This is a genomic window from Acinetobacter yuyunsongii (assembly GCF_041021915.1).
Classification (GTDB): Bacteria; Pseudomonadota; Gammaproteobacteria; order Pseudomonadales; family Moraxellaceae; genus Acinetobacter.
In genome coordinates this window covers 1,974,658-2,001,468 of sequence record NZ_CP157435.1, presented here as the reverse complement: position 1 = coordinate 2,001,468, position 26,811 = coordinate 1,974,658, and the positions used below count along the sequence as shown (strand labels likewise).

Annotated in this window: 21 protein-coding genes and 1 pseudogene; 12 read left to right on the top strand and 10 right to left on the bottom strand. The window is 38.3% G+C overall.

The features are described 5' to 3' along the window. The first annotated feature begins 235 nt into the window (after window positions 1-235). Window positions 236-793, top strand: coding sequence for a lipocalin family protein (locus tag ABLB98_RS09625; protein WP_348882156.1), 558 nt, complete (start codon window positions 236-238; stop codon window positions 791-793). Between the two features lie 24 nt (window positions 794-817). Here the strand turns inward: ABLB98_RS09625 and ABLB98_RS09620 are convergent, their stop codons facing one another. Together ABLB98_RS09620 and ABLB98_RS09615 are read right to left on the bottom strand one after the other, a co-directional pair. Further along, window positions 818-979 (bottom strand): DUF2256 domain-containing protein, encoded by a 162-nt coding sequence (locus tag ABLB98_RS09620; RefSeq protein ID WP_081399873.1) that lies wholly within the window; start codon window positions 977-979, stop codon window positions 818-820. A 2-nt stretch (window positions 980-981) separates the two neighbouring features. Then, window positions 982-2,511 carry a cryptochrome/photolyase family protein gene (locus tag ABLB98_RS09615; RefSeq protein ID WP_348882155.1) on the bottom strand — a complete coding sequence of 510 codons (1,530 nt, stop codon included), beginning with the start codon at window positions 2,509-2,511 and terminating at the stop codon, window positions 982-984. 763 nt (window positions 2,512-3,274) lie between these two features. Between ABLB98_RS09615 and modA the strand changes: the two genes are divergently transcribed. The 3 genes from modA to ABLB98_RS09600 are packed head-to-tail and all read left to right on the top strand — an operon-like array spanning window position 3,275 to window position 5,347. After that, the gene (gene modA / locus ABLB98_RS09610) at window positions 3,275-4,033 is read left to right on the top strand and encodes a molybdate ABC transporter substrate-binding protein (protein ID WP_348882298.1); all 759 of its coding nucleotides are present in this window, start codon (window positions 3,275-3,277) and stop codon (window positions 4,031-4,033) included. A 4-nt stretch (window positions 4,034-4,037) separates the two neighbouring features. After that, entirely contained in the window at window positions 4,038-4,727 is a 690-nt protein-coding gene (gene modB / locus ABLB98_RS09605; protein WP_087537202.1) for a molybdate ABC transporter permease subunit, read from the top strand. 2 nt (window positions 4,728-4,729) lie between these two features. Next, window positions 4,730-5,347 (top strand): ATP-binding cassette domain-containing protein, encoded by a 618-nt coding sequence (locus ABLB98_RS09600; RefSeq protein ID WP_348882153.1) that lies wholly within the window; start codon window positions 4,730-4,732, stop codon window positions 5,345-5,347. 139 nt (window positions 5,348-5,486) lie between these two features. On the opposite strand, the gene chrA is transcribed toward ABLB98_RS09600, so the two are convergent. Further along, window positions 5,487-6,830 carry a chromate efflux transporter gene (gene chrA, locus ABLB98_RS09595; protein ID WP_348882152.1) on the bottom strand — a complete coding sequence of 448 codons (1,344 nt, stop codon included), beginning with the start codon at window positions 6,828-6,830 and terminating at the stop codon, window positions 5,487-5,489. 258 nt (window positions 6,831-7,088) lie between these two features. On the opposite strand from chrA, the pseudogene ABLB98_RS09590 reads away from it, so the two are divergent. Then, a pseudogene (locus tag ABLB98_RS09590) lies at window positions 7,089-7,352 on the top strand (IS701 family transposase); the annotation flags it as partial. 109 nt (window positions 7,353-7,461) lie between these two features. On the opposite strand, the gene ABLB98_RS09585 reads toward ABLB98_RS09590, so the two are convergent. After that, a complete protein-coding gene (locus ABLB98_RS09585; protein WP_348882151.1) occupies window positions 7,462-8,562 on the bottom strand; it encodes an AraC family transcriptional regulator in 1,101 nt (366 codons plus the stop codon). A gap of 62 nt (window positions 8,563-8,624) precedes the next feature. Here ABLB98_RS09585 and ABLB98_RS09580 point away from each other — a divergent pair, with 62 nt between their 5' ends. The 3 genes from ABLB98_RS09580 to ABLB98_RS09570 are packed head-to-tail and all read left to right on the top strand — an operon-like array spanning window position 8,625 to window position 12,844. Next, entirely contained in the window at window positions 8,625-10,373 is a 1,749-nt protein-coding gene (locus ABLB98_RS09580; protein WP_348882149.1) for a neutral/alkaline non-lysosomal ceramidase N-terminal domain-containing protein, read from the top strand. Beyond that, on the top strand, window positions 10,370-11,662 hold the full coding sequence (locus ABLB98_RS09575; RefSeq protein WP_348882148.1) for a D-arabinono-1,4-lactone oxidase: 1,293 nt from the start codon (window positions 10,370-10,372) through the stop codon (window positions 11,660-11,662). The genes ABLB98_RS09580 and ABLB98_RS09575 overlap by 4 nt, the downstream gene beginning before the upstream one ends. 18 nt (window positions 11,663-11,680) lie before the next feature. Further along, window positions 11,681-12,844, top strand: a complete 1,164-nt coding sequence (locus tag ABLB98_RS09570) for an alanine racemase (RefSeq protein WP_348882147.1) — start codon at window positions 11,681-11,683, stop codon at window positions 12,842-12,844. Window positions 12,845-12,888: 44 nt separating this feature from the next. Here ABLB98_RS09570 and ABLB98_RS09565 read toward each other — a convergent pair whose 3' ends face one another. Further along, entirely contained in the window at window positions 12,889-13,329 is a 441-nt protein-coding gene (locus tag ABLB98_RS09565; protein ID WP_005161401.1) for a universal stress protein, read from the bottom strand. Between the two features lie 213 nt (window positions 13,330-13,542). Here ABLB98_RS09565 and ABLB98_RS09560 point away from each other — a divergent pair, with 213 nt between their 5' ends. After that, window positions 13,543-13,833, top strand: coding sequence for a hypothetical protein (locus tag ABLB98_RS09560; protein WP_087537195.1), 291 nt, complete (start codon window positions 13,543-13,545; stop codon window positions 13,831-13,833). Between the two features lie 109 nt (window positions 13,834-13,942). Further along, window positions 13,943-14,434, top strand: coding sequence for a DUF2505 family protein (locus ABLB98_RS09555; protein WP_005161389.1), 492 nt, complete (start codon window positions 13,943-13,945; stop codon window positions 14,432-14,434). A gap of 45 nt (window positions 14,435-14,479) precedes the next feature. Here ABLB98_RS09555 and ABLB98_RS09550 read toward each other — a convergent pair whose 3' ends face one another. Continuing rightward, entirely contained in the window at window positions 14,480-14,683 is a 204-nt protein-coding gene (locus tag ABLB98_RS09550) for an amino acid transport protein (RefSeq protein ID WP_348882146.1), read from the bottom strand. 137 nt (window positions 14,684-14,820) lie between these two features. On the opposite strand from ABLB98_RS09550, the gene def reads away from it, so the two are divergent. After that, a complete protein-coding gene (def, locus tag ABLB98_RS09545; protein ID WP_348882145.1) occupies window positions 14,821-15,306 on the top strand; it encodes a peptide deformylase in 486 nt (161 codons plus the stop codon). Window positions 15,307-15,476: 170 nt separating this feature from the next. Here def and ABLB98_RS09540 read toward each other — a convergent pair whose 3' ends face one another. Beyond that, window positions 15,477-18,023 carry a hypothetical protein gene (locus ABLB98_RS09540; protein WP_348882144.1) on the bottom strand — a complete coding sequence of 849 codons (2,547 nt, stop codon included), beginning with the start codon at window positions 18,021-18,023 and terminating at the stop codon, window positions 15,477-15,479. Between the two features lie 53 nt (window positions 18,024-18,076). Continuing rightward, window positions 18,077-21,763: a methionine synthase gene (gene metH, locus ABLB98_RS09535; protein WP_348882142.1), complete on the bottom strand. Its 3,687-nt coding sequence runs from the start codon at window positions 21,761-21,763 to the stop codon at window positions 18,077-18,079. Window positions 21,764-22,201: 438 nt separating this feature from the next. On the opposite strand from metH, the gene ABLB98_RS09530 reads away from it, so the two are divergent. Next, the gene (locus tag ABLB98_RS09530; RefSeq protein ID WP_348882141.1) at window positions 22,202-23,830 is read left to right on the top strand and encodes an inorganic phosphate transporter; all 1,629 of its coding nucleotides are present in this window, start codon (window positions 22,202-22,204) and stop codon (window positions 23,828-23,830) included. Window positions 23,831-24,356: 526 nt separating this feature from the next. Here the strand turns inward: ABLB98_RS09530 and ABLB98_RS09525 are convergent. Both ABLB98_RS09525 and radA read right to left on the bottom strand, forming a co-directional pair. Next, complete coding sequence (locus ABLB98_RS09525) at window positions 24,357-25,316, bottom strand: Tim44-like domain-containing protein (RefSeq protein ID WP_348882139.1); 960 nt, start codon at window positions 25,314-25,316, stop codon at window positions 24,357-24,359. An 82-nt stretch (window positions 25,317-25,398) separates the two neighbouring features. Continuing rightward, complete coding sequence (gene radA, locus ABLB98_RS09520; RefSeq protein WP_348882137.1) at window positions 25,399-26,790, bottom strand: DNA repair protein RadA; 1,392 nt, start codon at window positions 26,788-26,790, stop codon at window positions 25,399-25,401. Window positions 26,791-26,811 lie beyond the last annotated feature (21 nt).

The following is a 26,811-nucleotide window of genomic DNA, read 5'->3' as shown; positions in this document are numbered from 1 at the left end:
TCCTACCTACCAAAAACCTACCAAGAAATGTCTTAGATTGTTTAAATGAAATAATATGAATTTTCATTTGAGCGCAATCGATGAATATTAGACAGTTAAATATCTGTATTTTTACTGAATATTAATGTTGTTAAATAATTGTTTTTTAATGTAATAAAGAGTAAATCTCACATTTTATTCACGGTTTTATCTCTATAAATTGTTTAGTCAATTTTGATAAAATCAAGAGGATAAAATGAAAGCTAAAACTTTATTTGGCATGGCAATATTGTCTGCTGCAATGACTGCTGTTGTAATACCAATGCAAGCAAATGCTGAAAAACCCTCTGCTGTCGATAAAATTGATGTGAATCAATATGCTGGAAAATGGTACGAGATCGCTCATTTGCCAATGTATTTTCAACGACACTGTCTTAGTGATACGACTGCTGTGTATACGCTTAATCCTGATAAAACCATCGGGGTCTTAAATAGCTGTAGAACTAAAACAGGGCAAATGGATAGTTCAGAAGGTGTGGCTTATCCTGCTAATAGTGGGAATAGTAAATTGAAAGTTAGTTTCTTACCTAAAGGTTTACGTTGGCTTCCATTTACGAAAGGCGATTATTGGGTTTTACGCGTAGATCCTGAATATAAAGTTGCATTGGTAGGTGGGCCATCGACGAAATATTTATGGCTTCTTTCTAAGACACCAACAATTGATGACGCTACTTATAATTCATACCTTGAAACAGCGAAACAACAAGGTTACGACTTATCTAAGCTCATCAAAACTCCTCATCGGACACCATAAATTCTTAAAATTTAATCAGGTATCTCAGTTTGATACCTGATTTTTACTATTAATTTTAGCTTGTGATTTACATTTTTTAGAGCAATATTGAACTTCATTCCAACATCTTTCCCATTTTTTACGCCAAGAAAATGTGAGGTGGCAATTTAGACAAACTTTCTCGGGTAAATGTATTTTTTTATGCATTTTTAGAGTTCTTCGATTTGATTTTGAAGGTGGGAGGCACGTTTTAAAATACGATTTTGTTCAGATAATTCTAATTTATCCCATTGCTTATACATCATTGTCATCCGCGGATTTGAACTAAAAAAGACTCGATTTCGATGTAGAAAGTCCCAATATAAACTGTTGAATGGGCAACTATCATGATCAGTTTTGGTTTTTAGATTGTAATGGCAGTGTTGACAGTAATTGGACATTTTATGAATGTAATTACCTGATGCTGCATAAGGTTTACTTGCAACAAGACCAGCATCTGCAAATAAAACCATTCCATGAGTATTTGGAAGTTGTACCCATTCAAATGCATCAGCATAGACACTCAAATACCATTCATTGACTTGCTTGGGTGAGATGCCATTCAGTAATGTGAAATTACCAATCACCATCAAGCGTTGAATATGGTGAGCATAAGCATTTTCCAAAGAGTTTCTTAAACATTCATGCATACATTGCATTTTTGTTTCAGCAGTCCAAAAATAGCTGGGCAAGTCTCTTTCAGCATTTAATTTATTGAGATCACGATAATTTGGCATACACAGCCAATAAATGCCGCGAATAAATTCACGCCAACCTAGTATTTGTCGAATAAAACCCTCAGCAGCGTTCAACGGAATTTGGTTATTGTAATAAGCTGATTCAGCAGCATCACAAACTTCTTTGGGTGACAGCAATCCACAGTTTAGGTAGGGAGAAAGGAGGCTATGGAACATATAATCTTGTTGGTTGACCATAGCATCTTGATATTGACCAAAATGGACTAATTGATGTCGGATAAAATAATCAAGGGCTTGAAGAGCCTGTTGACGTGTAGTTGCCCAGTTGAAATGATCAATTTGACCAATATGATCTTGAAACTCTGCTTTAACTAAAGCGATCACATCTAAATCAATCTGGTCATGAGTAAAATATAAAGCAGGAGAAATAGTGGGGGTTCCATTCCACTTTTGACGATTATCACTATCAAAATTCCATTTTCCTCCAATTGGTTTATCCGCCTGCATCAAATAGCCTGTTTGCTGTCTTAACTTTCGGTAGAAAAACTCCATCCGTAGGATTTTGGCAGTTGAACTCCATTGTTTAAAAGCTTGAATCGAAGAGAAAAAACGATCGTCTATAAGGATTTGTATGGGAATGTTAAGTTCTTTTTCCCAACTATTTTCCATTTGATATTGTAAGCGGTATTCTCCACATGCGGTTATGACTAAACCTTTTGCCTCTTGTTTATCTAATTGAGACTTAAGAAATTGAAGAAAATTGTTTGTTGTTTTTGAACGGTCAAAAACTTGATAACGAACAGTCCATCCTTGTTGTTTAAGATGTTTGGCAAAATGTCGCATTGCACTAAAAATGAGTGCAATTTTCTGAGGATGATGTTTTACGTAAGTGGTTTCTTCAACCAGTTCTGCCATTAAAATCACATCTTCATGTTTATCAAGTCGTTTTAATGTGGCGATTTCTTCCGAGAGTTGATCACCTAAAATTAAACCGTAACGCATAAGCTTTCACGCTTAAAAATTTGAATATAGTTTTTCGGTTGTAAAGTTCTTGTGAATACTGCAATTCTTTTTAATCGTATTAGATTGAGAGCTTTTAAATTAAGCAGCATGGGCACTTAAATAAACGGCTAAAACTTGAATATACATTATGAAATATTCTCAGTGAAGAAACAGGTGACATCAAACGTGCATCTAATTTTTGACCGTAACAATTACAGCTCAGCGTTGGTTGAATGACATTGCCACAGCTTTTGTGTGAGCTACATTAATCATCCAATTTTTTGGCATAGCCATTGCTTTATGCTGGTTGAAAAATATCTATGCTCAGGCTCTTGGAATAGATACAAAGTATTTTTCGTTTGTTTCCTTCTTGAAACATATTTCACGATATTTTTTGTATTTTTGGAGTGAAATCTTTTGCTTATCGCTATATTTCTGAGAATATATTTTTAAGTATGAAGTATATTTTATCGTTCTGATTTCAATAAAATTAGAATCTTTAAAATGCGACCTTTGAAAAAGGGGAAAAGGTTTCATAATTTGGATTGCACTAAATTGAGCTATTTTTAATTTTTGCACTAAACTGGGATGAACTCACATTAGGTGAAATTGAATTTCATCATGCTGTGAGATTTTATTTTGACTCATAGCATCATTAAAAATAGCAAAGTCTTAATCTCTGTTATTTTTAGCATATTTTTATCTTTCAATATGTTTTTAAAAATATATCGATTTCTGAGGGAAAAGTGGCATGCCGATCAATATGAAAGCGATCCGTGTTTTATGTACTATCTTTGGTTGTAGCGTATTTTCTAGTAGCAATGTTTTTGCGAATGAGTCTGTAACGGTCTATGCCGCAGCAAGTTTGACCAATGCGGTGAATGAATTAGATGCAATCTACGAACAAAAAAATAAAGTTGAAGTAAAGACTTCTTATGCGGGTTCTTCAACGCTAGCTAAGCAGATTGAAGCAGGTGCGCCAGCTGATGTATTTATTTCGGCCGATGTGCAATGGATGGATTATTTACAGAATAAGCAGCTTGTTTCAGCAAGGGATCGCGTGAATTTATTGGGTAATCGTTTGGTAGTGATTGCTCCCAAAGCTCGTCCAATCAAATTAAAAATAGATAAAATTTTTGATTTCACTAGGGTTGCTCAAGGTAAATGGTGTACAGGTGATACCAAGAGTGTACCTATTGGGAAATATGCAAAGCAGGCTTTGATCTCGATCGGCTGGTGGGATAAGGTTTCAACTCGCCTAGTGGAGACTGAGGATGTACGTGCTGCCTTAAACTTTGTGGCTCGTGGTGAATGTCAGTTAGGGATTGTTTACGCTACTGATGCAGCAATCAGCAAAAATGTCGTCATCATTGGAACATTTCCAGAAAATACCCATCAACCTATTATTTATCCAATAGGTTTAGTAAAGAAGAATACAGAGTCAATGAAATTCTATAAGTTTTTACAAAGCAGTCAGGCAACAAAAGTATTTAAAAAATATGGTTTTAGTGTACTTAAGTAATTAAATGATGATTCTGACTCCTGAAGAACTTGAGGTGTTGCTACTGTCATCTAAAGTGGCAGCAACATGTCTGATTGTGAGTTTAATTCCTGCTATTTTGATTGCTTGGGTTTTGGCTCGAAAAGAGTTCTGGGGAAAATCACTATTTGAAACACTGGTTTTCTTACCTTTAGTGTTACCACCGGTTGTACCTGGTTATTTGTTACTTCAAATTTTTGGCAATCGAGGTATCTTAGGGCAATACCTAGCACCCTTAGGTTTAGAGTTTGCGTTTAATTGGAAAGGGGCTGTGTTGGCTTCTGCAGTGATGGGTTTTCCGTTATTGGTACAATCAATTCGACTCGCCATTGAACTGGTCGACCAGCGCTTAGAAATGGCTGCAAAAACCTTAGGTGCATCCTCTTTCGGGGCATTTATGCAGGTGACATTACCTCTTGCCAGTAGTGGTATTTTGGTGGGGAGCATTTTATGTTTTTGTCGAAGTTTGGGTGAGTTTGGTGCAACCATTACTTTTGTTGGCAATATTGCCAGTGAAACACGGACACTGCCTTTAGCGATGTATAGTCTGATGCAGCAGCCTGATACTGAAGCCGCAGTATGGCGATTGATTATTTTGTCTTTATCTGTGGCGTTTTTTGCGTTGTGGTTTGCGCAATGGTTCAATCGTTATCAAAAAAATAAGCGTGGGCATTAGCGATGATTGATTGTCATATCCAACTCAAACAAGGGCAATTTGATCTTGATCAACGCTTTCAGTCTGATCAGTCCGTGATTGGTTTATTTGGCGCTTCTGGTTCAGGCAAAACTACGATCTTACATAGCATTGCAGGCTTAGTTACGCCGCAAGCAGGTTGGATCAAAATCAAAAATCAAACATGGTTTGATCAGGCACAAAAAATTAATCTGACTACACAACAACGTCGTATTGGTCTTGTATTTCAGGACGCACAGTTATTTCCGCATAAAAACGTCAAGCAGAATCTATTGTTTGGATTTAAGCATATTCAACCGCAGCAACGTCAGTTTGAAGTGGATTATATTATTGAGTTACTCAAGTTAGAGCATCTGATTGAACGAATGCCCATCAAGCTCTCAGGAGGGGAAAAACAGCGTGTCGCATTGGGACGAGCATTGCTGTATTCGCCACAATTGTTGTTATTAGATGAGCCACTTTCTGCATTGGATGCAGCACATAAAGCAGAGATCATTCCTTTTTTTCAAAGCGTCAAACAGGAATTAGGCATTCCAATGTTATATGTCAGCCATGATAAATCTGAGATTAAGCAGCTCACCCATGAAATCTGGTATTTATAAATAGCGTTGTAATAAAGCCAGAAATTTCTGTACTTCCTCATCATTGACATGATCAACATCTTTTAATAGTGGAAATTTATCATATTCAATAGATTGGGCTGACTAGAGTTGATTTGTGCATCAACGCTAGTGCAAATTTTTATACAAATAGGTATAGAACTAAACCAAAAAGTGCAGAAGCGAAAATCACATAAAGCACATTGATTTGGAATTTAAACAGCGCAATCATCGCAGCGATTGTGATGATTGCCGCTTCATAATTAAAAGTGTGATCGAAACCCTGTGGCCACAACACATGATAACTAAAGAAAAGTGCCAGATTGAGAATAACCCCCACGACAGCAGCGGTAATTGCCGTAAGTGGTGCAGTAAATTTAAGTTCATTATGAGTGGATTCAATAATCGGAGCACCTGCGAGAATGAACACAAAGGAAAATAAAAAAGTAAACCATGTAACAATGACAGCACCAAATGCACCCGCCAAGAACAAATGATCTGCACCTAACAAGGCATGATTAAAGCCCCCTACAAATCCAACGAATGCAACCACCATAATCAGTGGGCCTGGAGTACTTTCACCCAATGCCAGTCCATCAATCATTTGGGTTGGACTGAGCCATGCATAGTGATTCACCGCACCTTGATACACATAAGGTAATACGGCATAAGCTCCACCAAATGTCAGTAATGCAGCCTTGGTAAAGAACCATGCCATTTGGGTATAAGCATGTTGCCATCCTAAGCTTAAGGTTAAACTGATCATTGGGATACACCATAACAATGCTGCGATAACGAGGATTTTAGTCAGTTGAGTCCAACGGAAAATAGCATGTGCAGGAGGAGGCGTATCATCATCAATCAGGGCAGCACCATAATGTTTTTGCTTGCCTTGATGGGTGCTTTGAGTTGCAAATAAGTGTGGTTGCTTTTTACTCAGTAAATAGCCCAGTATCGCGGCACTCAATACAATCAATGGAAAGGGAATATTGAAGAAAAAGATCGCGATAAAAGCAGTAGCGGCAATCAAATATAAGAAATTGTTTTTGAGTGAGCGGCTACCAATGCGATAAGTTGCATGGAATACAATTGCTGTTACGGCAGGTTTGATGCCATAAAATAATCCAGCAATAATTGGCACATCACCAAACTGTACATAAATCCATGACAAGGCAATTAGAATAAATAAAGAAGGCAGCACAAATAGAATGCCTGCAACTAAGCCACCTGCGGTTCGATGCATCAACCAACCAATATAAATGGCGAGTTGTTGTGCTTCAGGGCCGGGTAAAAGCATGCAATAGTTGAGTGCATGTAAGAATCTTTTTTCAGAAATCCAACGTTTCTGTTCGACTAGTTCTTGGTGCATCACTGCAATTTGACCTGCTGGTCCTCCAAAACTAATGAAGCCTAATTTCAACCAAAATAAAAAGGCTTGCCAAAAAGGAATAGAGTCCAGAGCTTTTATTGGATCAGATTGCTGCATAATTATTCTCAGATAGAGCGTTTATTTTCTGAATATCGCGAGTTGTATTGCACACCATAAGAAGTTGTCGATTCTAAATGAATCCAATTCATTTCTTTATATATTTAATTGCTTTAATAATTCAAATTAATGACTTTTAATAAATTTTTCTGATTGCAGAATAATAAAAACAAAGTGTTTATATCGATAAAAAATATAAATATAGGACTTACGCATTGACGGATTCAAAAAAGTATTAAAATGCTTTATAAAGTATCTGTGATCAGACGAATTAAAAATGCTTCTACAGCAACTTGTACTCTACCCATTTATATGGGCTTTCTCATGACAGAACCGAACTCTATTAGCTGCACACAACTTGCCGAGACTTATAACATCTCGCATGATAGTGTAAATCGCTTTCTAGAGCGTGAAGACTACACACCTCACGACCTATATCAATAAGCAATTCAACATATTGATAATAATAAACTTATTGTTAGTATTGATGATACTGTTTTATATAAAGCGTATAGTCAGCATACATGCCGCCGAGCGCGGTAGTGAATATTTGCGAGAATTTAAAATTACAAGAAAAGGCATTTCCGGTTCTCTTTTATCTGCGCTTGGAAATTTCTAGACCGTTTGATTCTTAGGCATTAAGTAAAATGATCTCTTGTTTATAAACCGAAGGCGCTTGCCCTGTCCAGCGTTTAAAGGCACGTCGGAATTCACGTAATTCGCTAAAACCCAGTTGCAGGCTAATCTCACTCATGGATAGGTTCTTTTCCAGTAATTGTTTGGCTTTACGCTCCAAGACATTTTGTCGGATTTGTTGAAAACTCAAGCCTTCTAATAATAATTGCCGCCTTAAATGGCGTTCGCTGATGCGTAAATGTTCCGCAGCTTGCTGCATTTCAAAACGTTCAGGTAAATGCTGTTCAATCAAGTGGTCAAGTAAATGTACATAGCCGACCTGATTGAGCTGATCAATTTCTTTTAGTGCCTGTTCACAGATTTGTATTGCAGTTGCGTAATTGGCAGGGCTGTAATTTTTTAAGCTGCGCTGCAACATGCTGCTGCTAAAGCGCATGATATTTTTATCACTGTTAAATTGAATTGGGCAGCCAAAGATATCGATATATTGCTGTTGATATTCGCTTGCTAAATAGCTGAGCTCAAGACTGATCACATCATTATGGTCGCCCAGCATTGCATTTAAACAGGTGATGATGCTGCTGAATAATTCATCATAGAAAAAGGCTTTCAGTTCATTGCAGGGATAGGGTTCAGTCACTTCCAATTTACAAACATCACCCTGAATTTTAAAGTCGATATTGAGTACACTGCCCGAAATACGATGGTAACGAAGCGCGATTTCTAGAGCATCTGCAACGGTTTTACAGGATTGCATGGCAAAGCCCAAAATCCCCATCGAAATCAGACCTTCGCTACTGCCAAGCTTTAAACCAAGGTCGGGCTGCTGATAGGTGGTCATGGCTTGACCAACCACATCACAGAGTTGGCTAAAACTGACCACAGCTTGGGTTTGCTGTATTTGTGCAATGTCTAAACCTGAATTCTGAAACCATGCAGCATAATCCCACTGTTGCTGCTCTGCATAATGGATCAGGCTCGCCAGAATGGTGGGTGGAATAAATTGCTGTTGATCATTTTTATCGCTGCTACGTATAGGCATAAGTCCGTTTTGCCCCCCAAAGAAAAGTCTCTTTAACCCTGTTGCGTATCGCATAATTTTGATTAACTTTCAACATGCTTTAACACAGTTAGAAAAAGAATCGAAAGGAAGTCGTGATGTATCAGGTGGGTTGGAATAAACAACAAATCAAAATTACACCGAAAGGTTATGCCATGTTTGGTTATGGACAATGGTCACATCGGGCCTATGAACAGCGCACAGCTTTATTTGCACGTAGCTTTAGTATTGTTGATCAGCAGCAGCATCGGCTCATCATTTGCTGTCTGGATTTAGGCTGTATTACCCATGCCACACGCAGTCAAACAGTTGAGCGACTCACACAAATCCTTGATTCACAATTTGATGAAAATCAATTGGTCCTCATGGCAACCCATACTCACTCAGGACCTGGCGGTTGTGGCTATGAAGCTTTATACAATATGCCAACCCCTGGTTTTGTGCCTGAACATTTAACTGCAATTGTTGAGGCGATTGTACTGAGTATTCAAAATGCGATTGCATCTGAACAAGACACCGAGATTTTTTTAGGGACGCAGCATTTTCCAGAACAGACACCTGTCGCATGGAATCGTTCAATCAAAGCCTATAATCGGAATCCAGAAGTTCAGCCACGTACCGAAGCTGAAACGCATTTAGCCTTGAACAGAGAAATGCAGTTGATCGGTTTCTATCGTGAGCAACAACTACAGTCGTTTATTTCATTATTTGGTGTCCATGCAACCTGTTTGGGAAATTCTTTAAACGCCTATGATGGCGATAATAAAGGCTATGCAGCCGTATTCTCTGAGCAGGCTTTAATTGAGCAAGGGATTCAAAATCCAGTCACGATTTTTGCTCAAGCAACTGCAGGGGATGTATCACCGCATTTTCATGGCAAAGATCAGCTGAAGATTCGCAATAAGATTAAAGGCGAGCAGGAATATCAATACGCACAACAAAATGGTCGTTATCAAAGTGAGCTGGCTTTGACGGCTTTACAGTCCAATATTCCTAAAAAATTACATAAAGTTGAAGGCAAGATCGATGCTGTTTTATCCTATGTTGATTTGAGTAATATTGAGATTCCAGATGAGTTTGCAGCTGGGCAAAAGCATGCAAAAACCAGTCAGCCTTGTCATGGCACCGCATTTTTTGCAGGCACGCCTGTCGATGGTTTAGGTGCGCCAAAAGTTTTAATTAAAGGGATGCAGTTTTTAGCCGATCAATTTCGCAGACAGAAAACCAAGCATTCAAAAGCAGCTGATTTTGCAGACTATCAGCAGTTGTATGCCTCTCAAGGACCAAAACAGATCTTACTGGAAGCAGGTGCTAAAAAGATTTTAGGTCAGCCGATTGGTTTTCCACCGAGTATGCTTGATCCGTTGATTGCTGAGATGAATCGACAAGTGAAAGCGGGGGCGATTCAGCACAGTCCTTTAGTCCCGAGCGTTGTTCCATTACAGATTATACGATTAGGTCAATTGGCTTTGATTTGCTGTCCAGGCGAATTTACCACCATCGCAGGGCAGCGTGTGGTTAACACCGTCAAGCAGACGCTTGCTACACAGGCGTCAATAGAGAGGGTCTGGTTGGCATCGTATTGCAATGATTATATGGGTTATGTCACGACCTATGAAGAATACCAACAACAAGCTTATGAGGGTGGGCATACCTTATTTGGTCAATGGACATTGGCAGCTTGTCAGAGCAAATTCAAAGATTTGGCAAAACAATTGTTGTTAGAAAAAAATAAACGTCATTACGATGAAATGACACGACCACAGCCGATTCCAGAAAACGAACTCGCAAAACGCAGCAATCATGGCAATTTAAAAACTGCCGTTAGCCAAGGAGAGGCAGTATGAGTGATTTAACACAAGGCATTTGGACAAACTGGTCAGGTTTTCAAAAAGCCAAGCCACAACAGATTTTACAACCAGTCAATATTCAAGAATTACAGTCGATTGTTTATGAACAGCAAAAAATACGTGTAGTCGGTGCAGGACATTCCTTTACGCCGTTGGTGTGTACCGATGCGACCTTAGTATCTTTAGATCGAATCTCAGGTGTTGCATCTTTCGATGTAGAACACTGTCAGAGCAATATTTATGCGGGTACACGTTTATACGATTTAGATCAGCATTTACAGCAGCAATCCATCAATCAGGCTTTGATGAATCAAGGAGATATTGATCAGCAAAGTCTGGCGGGTGCAGTTTCTACAGGCACACATGGCACAGGTGCAGATTTACATTGTATTTCAGCCTATGTTGAAGCTTTTGAGTTATTGACGGCATCTGGTGAAATCCTAAAATGCAGTCGCACAGAGAACTCTGAAATCTTTGCCGCAGGGCGGGTTTCTTTGGGTAGCTTGGGAATCTTAATCAAGATCACTATGCAGAATCGACCTCGCTATAAGCTGAAAGAGCATATTCAACTTTGTCTAGTCGAGGACATGATGCAAAACATTCAGCAATGGAAGCATCAGCATCGACATATCGAGTGTTTTGTATTTCCCCATGAAAAGCAGTTGATGTTGAAAACTTTGGATGAAACCGATGAAGCAATTTTACCGCGGAAAGAGAATTTCCCATCGGATGATACCTTACTGACCTTATGCTCTGAGTTGACCAAAAACTTTCCGTCACTAAATCCTTATTTACAGAAACTATTAGGCATCTTTGTCAAACCAACCACCTATGTCGATTGGTCGAGCAAGATATTTCCAACACTGCGTAATACCAAGTTCAATGAAATGGAGTATCAGATTCCCGTTGATCGTGGAATTGAGTGTTTGGATGAAATATTGCATGCTTTAAGAACGTATAAAGTCGCCACCTTTTTTCCGCTCGAATTTCGCTTTGTGAAAGGTGATGATATTTGGCTCAGTCCTTTTTATCAGCAGGACTCGATTTCGATTTCAGTGCATCAATATCATAAGCAAGATCCGAAGTTGATTTTTGATGTGGTTGAGCCGATTTTGCAGAAATATCGAGGGCGTCCGCATTGGGGTAAAATGCATCATATGACCAGTACACAGCTTCGAGCTTTATATCCAAAGTGGGATGATTTTATGGCTTTGCGTCAGCAGCTTGATCCAGAAGCTAAGTTTTTAAATCCGTATCTGGAAAAGTTGTTTTTAGGGAAAAATTAACACAATAAGGACATGTGCATGTTGGATCATTATTTTAAACAACTCAATCTTGACCTAAAAAAACAGGGGATTGCGACCCCGCAACTTATTGTAGATGCGGCTGCGTTAAAACAAAATATCCAACATGTACAACTGCGTTTGTCACCTGCACCACATTTAAAAGCACGCTTGGTAGTGAAATCATTAGCAAGCCTAGAATTACTTAAGTTGCTATCTGAACAACTGAATACGCAACGCTTTATGGTATTTCATCAACCGCATATTGTTTCGATCTTAGAAAATTTTGCCGAAGCCAATATTTTGTTGGGTAAACCAATGCCCGCTCAAGTAGTCCATCAATTTTTTGATCAGCATGCGGAGTGGTCAAATGCCAACATTCAATGGCTGATTGATACCAAGCAACGCTTACAACAGTATCTTGAGATTGCTCAGCTCTATGCTCTATCTTTGCATGTGAATATTGAGATTGATGTTGGTTTGCATCGTGGTGGCGTGCAATCGGCAGCACAAATGGTCGAAATATTAAAGTTGATTCAACAGTATCCGCATTATTTAAAGCTTTCTGGTTTGATGGGCTATGATGCACATGTCACTAAAATTCCAGCCATCATTAAAAAACCTGAATTGGCTTATCAAAGCTCACAGCAGACCTATGCCGATTACCAAAAGCTAATTAAACAGCAGTTTCCATCACTGTGGAGTGATGCGCTGTGTTTTAATGGCGGTGGTAGTCCAACCTTTAGCTTTCATACCACTGAAAGTGTCTGCAATGATTTGTCTTTTGGTTCAATGCTCTTAAAACCAAGTGATTTTGACAGTGATTTTTTAAAGGCTTTACAGCCTGCTTTATGGATTGCATCGCCAGTCTTAAAAGTTTTACCTTTTACCCAGCTGCCATCAATGTCTTTACTCGATAAATTGCCACATAAGTATAAAGCACTATTTATTTATGGCGGCTATTGGCTGGCGAATTATGTCTATCCAAAACAAGCGCATCCACATGCATTGTATGGGCGAAGTAGTAATCAGGAGTTGGTCAATGTACCCAAGGATTGTGATATTCAGGTCGATGATTTTGTGTTTTTAAGACCGACACAGAGTGAAGCGATTATTCCTCAGTTTTCTAAGTTGAAGCTTTATCGCGCACATGCTTTTGAGACATGGCAAAGCTTTCGGGAATAAAAAAGCCTTGTGCGATCACACAAGGCTTTGCATTTTGTCTCAGTTTATTGTTTGACAATCAGCACAGGAATATGTGATTCCGTTAAAACAGCACGCGCTACACTACCCAGTAATAAGCGTTTTACGCCTGTACGACCATGTGAACCCATAATAATAAGGTCTGCGCCAATTTCATCAGCTATAAAAATAATGCCTTCACTCGCTACACCATGCTGAATTTTGGTTTGAACCTCAATTCCATCGCGAATGAAAGATTGAGCAATATCTTGTAGTTGGGTTTTAGCATGCGCTTCAGCCTGCATAAAATGATCGGTAATGGCTGGTGCAACTTGATAAAAATCAACACCGACATATGGATCAACAGCCACCACGCTGAGTACAGTCACTTTTGCCCCTGATAATTTTGCTAAAGACAGTGTATGTTCAACTGCTGCATAAGAAATTGGAGAATCATCAACAGCGACTAAAATATTTTGATAAGACATATTTACTCCTTATAGTTTATCGTTGTAAAAGATAAAAGTATAAGCAGTTGATAACACATTGAACCCACTCTAGCAAATGGGACGATCATCTAAAACCTATGATAACGCTGAATATAATCTAGAAATATAGGAAATCCCTCAGCAAACTATGGGTCTAAGAGAATCTCTGTATTTTTGTAATTTTTCTTCATATTTATCGGCATAGGAACATCCGTGTTACTCAGTTTAGAAGCATTCAAACAACAAAAATTTGATCAAGTCGCAGCAAAAATTATGGCTGATCCAGAGAGTTATCTCGCATTTGACTCAGTTTCAGATTTTTATAAAGCTGAATGGCTAGATGAGTTTCCACAAGGGGCGACATGGTCTGCTACAGGATTAGATGATGGCGCTGAGCAGTTTTATGCAGTCATCGAATATGGCAATCACTATCTCTATATCAGCCGAACGGAGCGAGTAACGGTAAAATTAGGTATAAGACATCATTACAATAAAAATTATTAATCCGGGCAGTCATTAATTTTTACATGTTCAGATTTTGTGATTGAAATGAGAATGATATAATTTGCTGCGATGATGAAACCTTAATTAAAACTAAACGGAAATTTAAAAAATGGCACATCAATTTACGGTAAATGAAACAATTCATGGCGTTTCAATTGAAGATTTTTCAAGATTAGTTGCTATGACTTCATTGCATGAAGCAGTATGTAAGCGTATTCCAGGTGAGAACTTAGAAATTATTGAATCTGCTGTAAAAGGTGATATTTATACCTTACGTCGTGAATATAATCTTGATGTGAATATTCCAGATGTGGCTAAAAAATTATTAAAAAATGCATTCCGTTTAAAACGTTCTGATATTACTGATTTAAAAAATTTAACCTCAACTGTAGAGCTAGGCGCAAACTTACCTTTAGAAGCAAAAGCTGAACGTAAGGTAACAGGTAACAGTAACCAAGTAGACATTACTCTGACCTGGACGGTAAAGGTGAAAGTACCTTTGATTGGTGGTATGCTTGAAAAGCATGCTGAAGGTGAAATTCGTAAATTTAGCCAGCTTGAGATTGAAATTGTTGAGGATGAATTAAAGAAAAACCTTTAATTTAGATGCGATAAAAGAACTCTCCGTGAGGGGAGTTTTTTATTTTTATAAGCGTAGAAAATAGGGCAGAAGCGCAAGAATGACACCAACCGCACTGAGTAAAGCGGTACTTTCTATAAAGTAAGGATAAATCATTAGAATCAGGCCACAGGCAAGGGGCACGGTCATTTTCTGCTTTTTGCCATACATAAAATAGCCTAAGCCAATCGAGCTAAAGATCACACCAAGAAAAAGCTGGGTCGCGTTCATTGTGATTTGCCATACGTTATTTTTATCGTGCATATACTATGACAAGATTCTTAAATGAAAATTATGGCAACCCGATTCAATATCCCATACGATGTTATTCATGATTTGGTCAAAACAATTAATTATAAGGTTATGCGATGAGTGTGATTTTACCTGTGGCACAGCGTGGTGAAGACATTTTAAAGCTGAAAGCGGCATTGGTGGCCGATGCGGAATTTAATAGTGGATGGTTGATGGCACTAGCATCTGCCATGCATGCCACCATGCTTGAACGTAATGGTGTTGGCATTGCAGCACCGCAGGTTTATATTTCCAAGCGTGTGATTATTGTGGCGTCCCGACCAAACCCACGTTATCCAGAGGCACCTGAGATGGATGCAGTGGTGATGGTGAATCCTGAGATTTTGGAGTTTTCCCAAGCAACTTGTTTGGGAGAAGAGGGTTGTTTGAGTGTTCCTGATCAACGTGGAGTGGTTGAACGTGCACAAGTAGTAAAAGTACGTTATTACACTTTACAAGGTGAAATTGTCGAAAAAACTTTTGAAGGTTTTCCTGCACGTATTGTGCAACATGAAGTTGATCATTTAGATGGTATGCTGTTTGTGGAGCGGCTCAGTGCTTAGAAATTAAAATAATAATGAAGCCTTACAATAAAAACTTAAAACTTCCATCACGAGATTTACGAGGCAACATGACTGATGCAGAACAATTGCTATGGTCAAGATTGCTCAGTAAACAGATTTTAGCATCAAGTGGACGATAGTCGAAATGCTGTATTTTTTAAGACAAATATCTATTCTTTTATAAAAATTTCAATTACTTGTGAATTCTTTACAAGTGTGATTTCAATAGGGAGTGTTACATATATATCTACCCGCGTTGAGTGTAAATTAGATAGGCTTACATGAACTGAAGATAAAGTTTCAGGCGTAACTTTCTCAAAGTTTATATGTTCAATGATGTTACTTGGGGTAATATAAACTCTATCATCAGGTAATATATGAGAATACTTAAAAATAGTTTTTCCAATTTTATAAAATCTATTATTTTCACCACATTCAATTTTGTAAGAATGCAGTAAAGTTCTATTGATATTATGTAAGATAAAACTAAAAATTTTTGAATTTCCTAAAAAAACTATAGGGGATGCATAAATATAACTGCGTAGTAAAATTTTTTTAAGTAATAAAGAAGTATCTTTCTCAAAATATATTTCTGTAATTTTTTTCTGGTCTAAAGATTTAAATATGAACGAATCAATTAGGTGATAGTAGTAATCTGGTTTTAAAATATTATCTATATGTATGTTGTAATCTGTGGTTAGATATTTAGATGGTAAGGATTCTAAGCTATTAATTGTTTTAATATTATTTTTGTAGCTAATTTTTTTATTTGAAATTAATGGTGAAAATGTTGATTCATCTTTGAAATTATCTAAATTTTTTACATAAAAAGTACTTTCTGAAACTATTTTTTGAGTTTTGTTGCTGTCTAATTCTATTGAGTTAAACATTAGCTTTTGATGTTCTGAAATAAATTTTATTAAGTTTTCAATATAATCACTTAATCTTTTTTTTGTGATTTCTAACTTTTTGATGTGCCACTCTAAGCTATTATAATCATTGAAATGAATAATATCTTTCTGAATTTTCAATAGTAAGTTGTGTATTTTATCAATTCTTGCTATTGAGGATTTTTTCAGTGCATATTCCCATATATATGTTGAAACTGGTCTTGTTTTTTTTGAGTTTAGTAATAGTAATGTAATTATATAGTTAGTCATCCTGTTTTCTAAATGCGGAACCCATCCACCATACATTAAGCCTGAAATTTCAATTACACGGTCTAGGTCTTCAAGAAAATTGTTGAAATAATACTCATACATATTGTTAGAGAGAAGCCTAAAATAGCTAAATAAAATTTCATCTATGGTTTGAAATGAATAAGAGTTATTGATTAAATCAGTTGTTCTAATTAATTGTTTACCTTTGATTAAAATTTCATAATATTTGTAACATATTTCTTTGTTATCTAAATTTTTTGTAATTAGGTAAAAAGATAATATTTTTGTTTCTAAAGCAAGATTAGCAAATGTATATAAATTTTCAGATTCAAATATCGTTTGCAGTTTATCTTCATATTCTACATAATTTGGCATCTTATCAGCTACATCTTCCCAACGACTTAAGCAATCGCAAATGTAGTCAAGTGCTCTTATATTTTTATCCTTACTAAATGTATTAATTGTTAAAGCTGTAAGATTAAGATGGTTCTTATAAATATTGAATGTTAAATTATCATCTAGTTTTAGATATGAATTTAACCACTTGTACCAAGAAGATATAAATTCATTGATAATTTTAGGTTTTACCTCTGTTATTTCTTTGGTTATGAAATAAGTATGTCGATGATGCGCTTTTAAAAGCACTAAGATAGATTCATTTTCTAGTATTTGATAATTTCTGCAAAAAATATAAAAATAGATACTGTGGAGACTTTGATAGAATTCTAAATTTGGATGACTTATAGATAATTCTATGTTTTTCTGAATTAAGAAAATAATTTTTGAAAATTTTGTTCCAAATATATTTTCTTCGAATTGACTATTTAAGTTAGATGAGATTTTTTCATCTTTGATTTCTGTTGACATAATTATAATTATATCTAAAAATTCAATTAAAAAATCTACATTTTTTTCAAATGAATTTAGATCTGAGTTTTTAATATTCTCATTTATTCTATTGGTAATAATACTAATAATATTAATAGATTCATCATTTTTATTTGAGTTAATAAAATATTTGATTAAAATTTTATTAACACCTGTAGTGGTAGTAAATGAAATTGTTTTCTCAAGAAAAAAAAGAGTTATGATGATAGCATCAATAAACATGATTCCTAATGTGGCATTTAAAGCTCTCCTAATTTGTTCTGAAAGTAAAGAGTCATACAAGTAGAAAAAACTAATGACATAAAAAAGCAGTATAATAAAGGATCCACGGTAAAGTGTTTTAGCATTTGTATTGGCAATATATATTTTGAAAATTGAATCAAAATCATTGTTTTTGCTGTATAAAATTCCAATTAGGGTTAAAATTATTGGAAACACTAAGGCAATGATTGTAACTTGTGCTGCAAAAATATAGAGAGATTCATTTTCTAATTTAGGTAAAGTAAATATATTTGAAATTAAAAAAAATAATAAGAATGTACACAGAACTATCCCAATTCGTTTTATTGGAAAGTATTTGGGATTAGTACCAATCTCAAAATATTTTTTATAAGAGGTAGAATAAGAATATTCTTTAAGTATTTTTTCTTTTTGATCTTTTAAGTTCATAGTCTTTTTACATGTAAGGTAGTACATGTTGTATGTACTACCTGTATATTTAATCAAACAATCGAATCATCTAAATTTGGTGCTAACCAGCGTTTCGCTTCATCGAGTGTCCAGCCCTTACGCTTCGCATAATCCTCAAGCTGATCTTGAGAAATCTTGCCCACGTTAAAGTATTCACTTTCAGGGTGCGAATAATAGAAACCACTGACAGAAGAAGGCGGCATCATCGCAAAGTGTTCAGTCAACTTCGTACCAATCTTCGCTTCTGAACCTAACCAATCAAATAACACTGCTTTTTCAGAATGCTCTGGGCAAGCAGGGTAACCTGGAGCAGGACGAATACCGACATATTTTTCCTTGATTAACTCTTCATTATCCAAAGTCTCATCAGCTTTATAACCCCAGAACTCTTTACGGATACGCTCATGTAAATGTTCTGCAAAGGCTTCGGCAAAACGATCCGCCAAAGACTGTACTAAAATCGCTGAATAATCATCACCTTTGGCTTTATATTCATTTGCTAATTCTTCTGCACCAAAGATCGACACCGTAAAACCACCGAGATAATCTTCAGGTTGTTCAGAAGGCTTAATATAATCCGCCAAAGACAAGTTAGGTTTGCCTGTGACTTTGTCAGATTGCTGACGAATATGCTCAAAAGTATGTGTAATATTTTGACCCGCTTCATCGAACACGCTCACCGTATCGGCACCTGTACGTTGCGCAGGGTATAAACCAAATACAGCACGGGCATCGAAACGATTATTCTCGATAATGTCTTTCAGCATCGCTTGTGCTTGGTTATATAAATCAGTGGCTGCTTCACCCACAACTTCATCTGTCAGGATTTTCGGGAATTTACCCGCCAAGCTCCAAGAGATAAAGAATGGCGTCCAGTCAAAATATTCAACCAATGTTGCCAATGGATAGTTGGTGATGACTTGCGTACCCAAAGCATTTGGCTTTGGTGGTACATAGTTGTCATCAATCTTAAAGCCATTTTCAACAGATTCGGCATAACTCAATTTTGCAGCTTTCGGTTGCTTATTTGCTAAACGTTCACGAATCTTGGCATATTCAGCACGATGCTCTGCAATAAAGTTACCGCGCATTTCAGGAGAAAGTAGGGTGGTTGCGACACCCACTGCACGTGAAGCATCCGCGACGTAAATTACAGCATCATTTGAATATTGAGGATCAATCTTCACTGCAGTATGTGCTTTCGATGTGGTTGCACCACCAATCAACAATGGGATGTTAAAGCCTTTACGTTGCATTTCTTTCGCAACAAACACCATTTCATCGAGTGATGGCGTGATTAAACCTGACAAGCCAATGATGTCACATTTTTCATCAATCGCAGTTTGCAGGATTTTTTCAGCAGGAACCATCACACCTAAATCGACAATATCATAGCCATTACAACCCAAGACCACACCCACGATATTTTTACCAATATCGTGTACGTCACCCTTAACAGTTGCCATCAGCACTTTACCTTTAGACTGGCTTCCTGTTTTTTCAGCTTCGATGTATGGGTTCAGCCAAGCTACGGCTTGCTTCATCACACGCGCTGATTTCACTACTTGTGGCAAGAACATCTTACCTGAGCCGAACAGGTCACCAACCACGTTCATACCATCCATCAATGCGCCTTCAATCACATCGAGTGGACGTTTAGCTTTTAAACGGGCTTCTTCGGTATCTTCATCAATATAAGTGGTAATCCCTTTGACTAAGGCATATTCAAGACGTTTCTCAACAGACTGATTACGCCATTCAAGGTTTTCAGCTTCTTTGGCTGCGCCACCATGACTACGATATTTTTCTGCAACTTCCAGCAGTTTCTCTGTGGCGTTTTGACCAGACTCACCTTGGTTCTGGTTTAGAACAACATCTTCAACCGCATCTTTTAGTTCTTTTGGAATATCATCATAAATCGCCATTTGACCAGCGTTCACGATCCCCATAGTCATGCCTTGTTTAATGGCATGGTAAAGGAATACAGAGTGAATCGCTTCACGCACTGGCTCATTCCCACGGAAGGAGAACGATACGTTTGAGACACCGCCTGAAATCATGGCGTGCGGCAAGTTCTGCTTAATCCAACCTGTGGCTTCAATAAAGTCGACACCATAGTTGTTGTGTTCTTCAATCCCTGTTGCCACGGCAAACACGTTCGGGTCAAAAATAATATCTTCGGCAGGGAAGCCTACGTCATTGACTAGAACATCATAAGAACGTTTACAGATTTCGCGCTTACGTGCAGCAGTATCTGCCTGACCTGTTTCATCAAAGGCCATCACAATAATCGCAGCACCGTACTGACGGCATAGGCGAGCTTTTTCGACAAACTCGTCATAACCTTCTTTCAATGAAATTGAGTTGACGACGGGTTTACCTTGTACACATTTTAAGCCTGCTTCAATGATTTCCCATTTCGATGAGTCAATCATGATCGGCACGCGTGAGATATCAGGTTCAGAAGCAACCAGATTCAGGAAGTGCACCATCGCATTTTGCGAATCGAGCATGCCTTCATCCATGTTGATGTCGATGATCTGTGCACCAGCTTCAACTTGCTGCTGAGCCACTTCCAATGCTTCAGCAAATTTTTCTTCGCGGATGAGACGCAGGAATTTTTTTGAGCCCGTAACGTTGGTACGTTCACCGACATTGACGAATAGAGAATCATCATAAATGTTAAATGGCTCTAAACCACTTAAACGGCAGGCTGGTTTGGTTTCAGGAATTTGACGTGGCTTGATATCTTTAACTGCGTTATAGATCGCACGGATATGATCTGGTGTGGTACCACAGCAACCACCTGTAATATTGATTAAACCACTTTCAGCAAATTCTTTGATGAACGCTGCTGTTTGTTCAGGCGTTTCGTCATATTCACCAAAGGCATTTGGTAAACCTGCGTTTGGATGGGCAGAAACGAAAGTATCAGCTACATCAGCAATGGTTTTAACATGTGGACGCATCGCGTCTGCACCGAGCGCACAGTTAAAACCAATTGAGAGTAAGTCACCATGACGAACCGAGTTCCAGAACGCTTCTGCGGTTTGACCTGTTAAGGTACGACCAGATGCATCTGTAATAGTGCCTGAGATCATTAACGGCAGTTCATGACCGATTTGCTTGAACACCTCTTTTACCGCAAAGATCGCTGCTTTACAGTTGAGCGTATCAAACACGGTTTCAATCAAAAGAATATCGGCACCACCTTCGATGAGGGCATGTGTCGCTTCAATATAATTTTCTTTGAGTTCATCAAAGGTGATGTTACGGAAAGCAGGGTCATTTACATTGGGTGAAATGGAACAGGTACGAGAAGTTGGACCAAGGACACCTGCTACAAAACGCGGTTTATCTGGAGTTGAGTATTTGTCACAGGCCGCACGCGCTAAACGTGCTGCTTCACGGTTGATCTCTGGGACGAGGTCTTCCATGTGATAGTCCGACATTGAAACACGTGTGCCGTTAAAGCTGTTGGTTTCAATAATATCTGCACCTGCATCCAAATAAGCTTCATGGATGCCTTGAATAATGTGTGGTTGTGTGAGTACCAATAAATCATTGTTGCCTTTTAGGTCTGAGGCCCAATCTGCAAAACGTTCACCACGATAATCTTGTTCTTCTAATTTATGGCGTTGAATCATCGTCCCCATCGCACCATCAATAATTAGGATACGTTGCGCAAGAAGTGATTGTAGGGTGGTAAGCGTGGACATTCAGAAACCCCAGTCGATGATGAAGATAAAAAGCAGGGGCATTGTAACAGAAGCGAACAAAAAGCGCGTATTTTCAGCATCAGGATGATGTAATTCATCCAGTCAGGTTGAAAATGTCATAAAAGCTTCATGAAATTGCAATAATTTCGGTGAATAATGCCTAAAAACACAACGTATATTTCGGAATATGACAAATAAGTTTCACATTTTGTTGTGTTTGTTGCAAAATCAGACAAACAGGTTTTATTGAACTTATTTTTAATTAAGATATTGTTTTTGTTATATAAAAATAAAAATAATCTTGGTTTGAATCAAAAAAAACATAAAAAAATATAAGAAAAATATGAAAATTTGGCTTCATATGACAGTCCTTTGTCATATAATTGTCATAATTTAATTAAACAATACAGAGGATTTTATTATCCTCTTACCGTCTACATGAATTCTAATCTTCCTCCTGTTTCGGATTCACCGCTTGCCAGCTCTACGGCAAAATCGACGAATGTACATGTTCCTACACCGAAATTTTTTATGCCGGTGTTTTTAACAATTATTATTGCAACACTTATTTATATTGGTTTTCAGGTGAGTGCTGACTTAGCGCATGTACCACCTTTGAGTTTATATTCAGTTATTCTTCTATCCACGGCACTTTTCATTGCTTTAGGCTTTGAATTTGTTAATGGTTTCCACGATACAGCCAATGCGGTTGCCACCGTGATTTATACCAATGCATTACCTGCACCTGTTGCAGTGATGTGGGCTGGTTTCTGTAACTTCCTTGGGGTTATGGTCGCGAGTGGTGCTGTTGCTTACGGAATTATTGCATTACTTCCAGTTGAAATGATCATGAATGTCGGCAGTGGTGCTGGCTTTGCTATGGTTTTTGCACTGTTGATTGCAGCGATTCTGTGGAACTTAGGAACTTGGTTCTTAGGTATTCCTGCATCAAGTTCTCATACTTTGATCGGTTCGATCTTGGGTGTGGGGATCATGAATCACTTGTTAAATGCATCAACTGGCGCAACCAGCGGCATTGATATGGATCAAGTCATCAAAGTCGGAAAGGCATTGTTGTTTTCACCTTTGATCGGTTTTGCATTTGCAGCAATTGTATTCTTACTGGTTAAAAAAATCTTTAAGCGCCAATTGGAATTGTTCCAACCTCCTGTTGGTAACAAACCACCACCACCACTTATTCGTGCGATTTTAATCTTTACCTGTACGGGTGTAAGTTTTGCGCATGGTTCAAATGATGGTCAAAAAGGCATGGGCTTAATCATGTTGATTTTGATTGGTTTGGTTCCTTTGGCTTATTCATTGAATAAAAACTTAGATGCTCAACATCTACAATCATTCGAACAGCTTTCGGCTCAAACAGCGACAGTATTGAATGTCAATCAGAATGAATTATCTGATGAAAAAGCTCGCGAAGTTTTGACGAAATTTATTCAAACCAAAGAGCAAACACCTGAAGTTGTTCCAGCACTTGCAAGTATGACGGAACATTTAGGAACACGCGTTGCAAATTACGGTGATCTTAAAGCTATTCCTGAGGCCGCTGTAAGCGAAATCCGTAATGATATGTATTTAAGTACCACAACTTTCAAGCGATTAGATAAAGCGAAAGCTTTGCCAGAAATGGATAAAGACCAAGCCAAAGTGGTAAAAGAATACCGTAGTAATCTTGATTCATTCCTGCAATATATTCCAAATTGGGTTAAAGTTGCGGTGGCACTTGCGCTTGGCTTAGGTACGATGGTGGGGTGGAAGCGTATTGTTGTGACTGTCGGCGAGCGTATTGGTAAGAACCATATGACTTATGGCCAAGGGATGTCTGCTGAACTTGTTGCAATGACAACGATTGCTGCTGCTGATGGTTTAGGTATGCCAGTTTCAACAACTCACGTTCTAAACAGTGCTGTTGCAGGTACCATGGTTGCCAACAAGTCTGGGCTGAACTTCGCGACAGTGAAAACAATCCTTTCTGCATGGATATTTACCTTGCCAGCAACGATTTGTTTATCTGGTGGTTTATACTGGTTATTCTTACAGTTTGTATCATGATTTGATTTACTTTAAAGCCCAATCATCTAAAAGCTTTGCCTCGGCAAAGCTTTTTTTATGGGTCATAAAATAGCGATAGATATGGACACAAACCAAGAATATTAGGCTCTAACTCAAGTCAATCTGTTCTAATTTGAATGCCTGAATGCCTGAATGCCTGAATGCCTGAATGCCTGAATGCCTGAATGCCTGAATGCCTGAATGCCTGAATGCCTGAATGCCTGAATGCCTGAAGTAATGATTGTTCCTAAATAAGCGAAGAAGATCTACGTGAACCTATTACAAAAAGTTTTATTCCCCAAACGAGGAATATTTTTATTCTTGATTATCCGCTAAGATAACTGAGATATACAGTTTACTTAACTGCCTGTTTAGATATATTTAAAAATATAGGCAATCGAAATTAGAGTTTACACTCCGCCATTCTCCAAAATAGAGAGTGGCTTTTTTTATTTCTATCTCTAAATATCGAAAAAAAAGAGCTGTCGAAACAGCTCTTTGCATGTATTACGTGAGTTCAATTCAATTAAGCTTGTTGAATACCAGCAACAACCCAATCCTGTTGTGAACCAGCAGGTTTAACAAAATGCCAAATTTCGGTGAAAGGTTGCGGCAAGCTGTTTAAATCTTCGCTTACTGTTCCTGTAAAACGCACGCTGACAACATATTGACCATTTTCAGTTGCAATGTCTGCCACCATTGCATTCAGGTTACTAAATTCAGCAACATCCTGATCCTGATTGGCCATGATGTCCTGATACATTGAATTAAAAAGCTCAGGTGTTAAATAGCGGCGAATTTCTTCAACATTACTTGCACTATTGACAGATTGAATGTGGTTGAAACGCTGACGTGCAACACGCAGGAATGCAGCAGGTTCAGTACCATCAGGGAGTTGATTGCCACTACTCATTGATGCTCCGCCAAATACTGCTTGAGGAGCAGCCGTACCGCCACCGACAGATTGACCAAAAATATTGGTATTGTCACCTGCAGGCGCTGTATTTTGGCGGCCAAAATTGTTTTGACCGCTGTTGTTTGGAGCGTATGGATTATTGGCTGCTAATTTTTTTTTTGCGCCTAATTTGCGGAATACAAAGAAGGCGATAGCAGCTGCAAGAAGGACCCAAAGCCAGCTAGGAATGCCGCCTTTTTCTTCTTGTTGAGCTTGTTCAGCAGCTTGTTGTTCTGTTGCAGTTGGATTCTTATCATCAGCAAGCGCATTTGCAGCAACAGCACCTACAGCAGCACCTGCTACACCAGCAGCAACCATTGAACCTACACCAGGGCCAGACTTTTGTGGAGTAGTTGTTTGTTGTTGAGTCGGAGTCGCTTGACGAGGTTGTTGGTACGACTGGCTAGTTGAGCTAGAACGGCTCATACCATGACTTTTGCCACCGCCCGCACGTTTAGCTTCTGCAACTGGTGCTGCGACCAAAGTTGCCATCAATAAAGCTGCCATCAAGCCACGCTGGTGTACTTGCATCGAAAATTCCTATTTAATTCCAAGATGTAAGTGTATTTATGAAGGTATTCGTTGATAATTTCAACTAAAAAAGTATGTTTTTTTATGTCAGTTCATCACTAAGCTGCATTGCTTCAGTCAATGCTTCATGTAAACGAGCTACAGCAATGATTTGAACACCATCAATACTTTTTTGTGGCGCATTTGCTCTTGGTAAAATCACATATTTAAAACCATGTTTTGCCGCTTCTTTTAAGCGTTCCTGACCATTCGGAACAGGGCGTATTTCTCCCGATAAACCAACTTCACCAAAAACAGCTAGTTGTTGTGGTAATGCTTTACCACGCAAACTTGAAGCGCAGGCGAGTAATACCGCTAGATCTGAACCAGTTTCCGTGATCTTTAATCCACCTACGACATTCACATAAACATCTTGTCCCGCGGTTTGAACACCACCATGTCGATGCATTACCGCAAGTAGCATGTTCAGACGATTTTGTTCAAGTCCTAATGCAACACGCCGAGGTTGAGCATGTGCATCATCAACAAGAGCTTGAACTTCGACGAGTAATGGGCGAGTGCCTTCACGGCTAATCATCACAATTGAACCCGGAATGGCTTCATCATAACGACTGAGGAAAATAGCGGAGGGATTGGCGACTTCTCGTAGCCCTTTATCGGTCATGCCAAAGACACCTAGCTCGTTGACTGCTCCAAAACGGTTTTTCACGGCACGAATCATACGATATCGAGAATCCGACTGACCTTCAAAATACAGTACGCAATCCACCATATGTTCAAGCACACGTGGTCCAGCTAAAGCACCTTCTTTAGTTACATGCCCCACGATAAATAACGCTGTTCCGCTATTTTTTGCAAAACGTGTGAGTAGGGCTGCTGATTCACGGATTTGTGAGACACCACCTGGTGCAGATTGTAAGGTTTCTGTATATAAGGTCTGAATCGAGTCTAAAATCGCAACGGCTGGTCTTTCTTGAGCCAATACTTCACAGATTCTTTCCACACAGGTTTCAGCCATTACTTTGAGCTGGTCTGTAGGTAAATCTAATCGCTGCGCACGTAAGGCAACTTGTGAAAGTGATTCTTCGCCTGTGACATAAAGAGCTGAACTTTTCTTACTAGCCATGTGAGTTGCGGTTTGCAATAAAATTGTTGATTTACCAATACCAGGATCACCACCAATCAGTACAACAGAGCCTGTAACCAAACCGCCACCGAGTACACGATCGAATTCGCTAATACCTGTCTGTAGACGAGTTTCATGTGAAATTGAGATTTGATTAAGGGTTGTGATATTAGCACTTTGACCAGCATAACCACCGCCCATTTTAGGCTGAGCTCTATGACTAACTGTTGGTTCCAGTCGAACTTCTACTAGACTATTCCATTCGCCACACTCAGAACATTGACCAGCCCATTTAGAATGATCTGCACCACATTGTTCACATCGATAAACAGTTTTAATTTTTGCCATATATAAAATTGAAAATTTGCG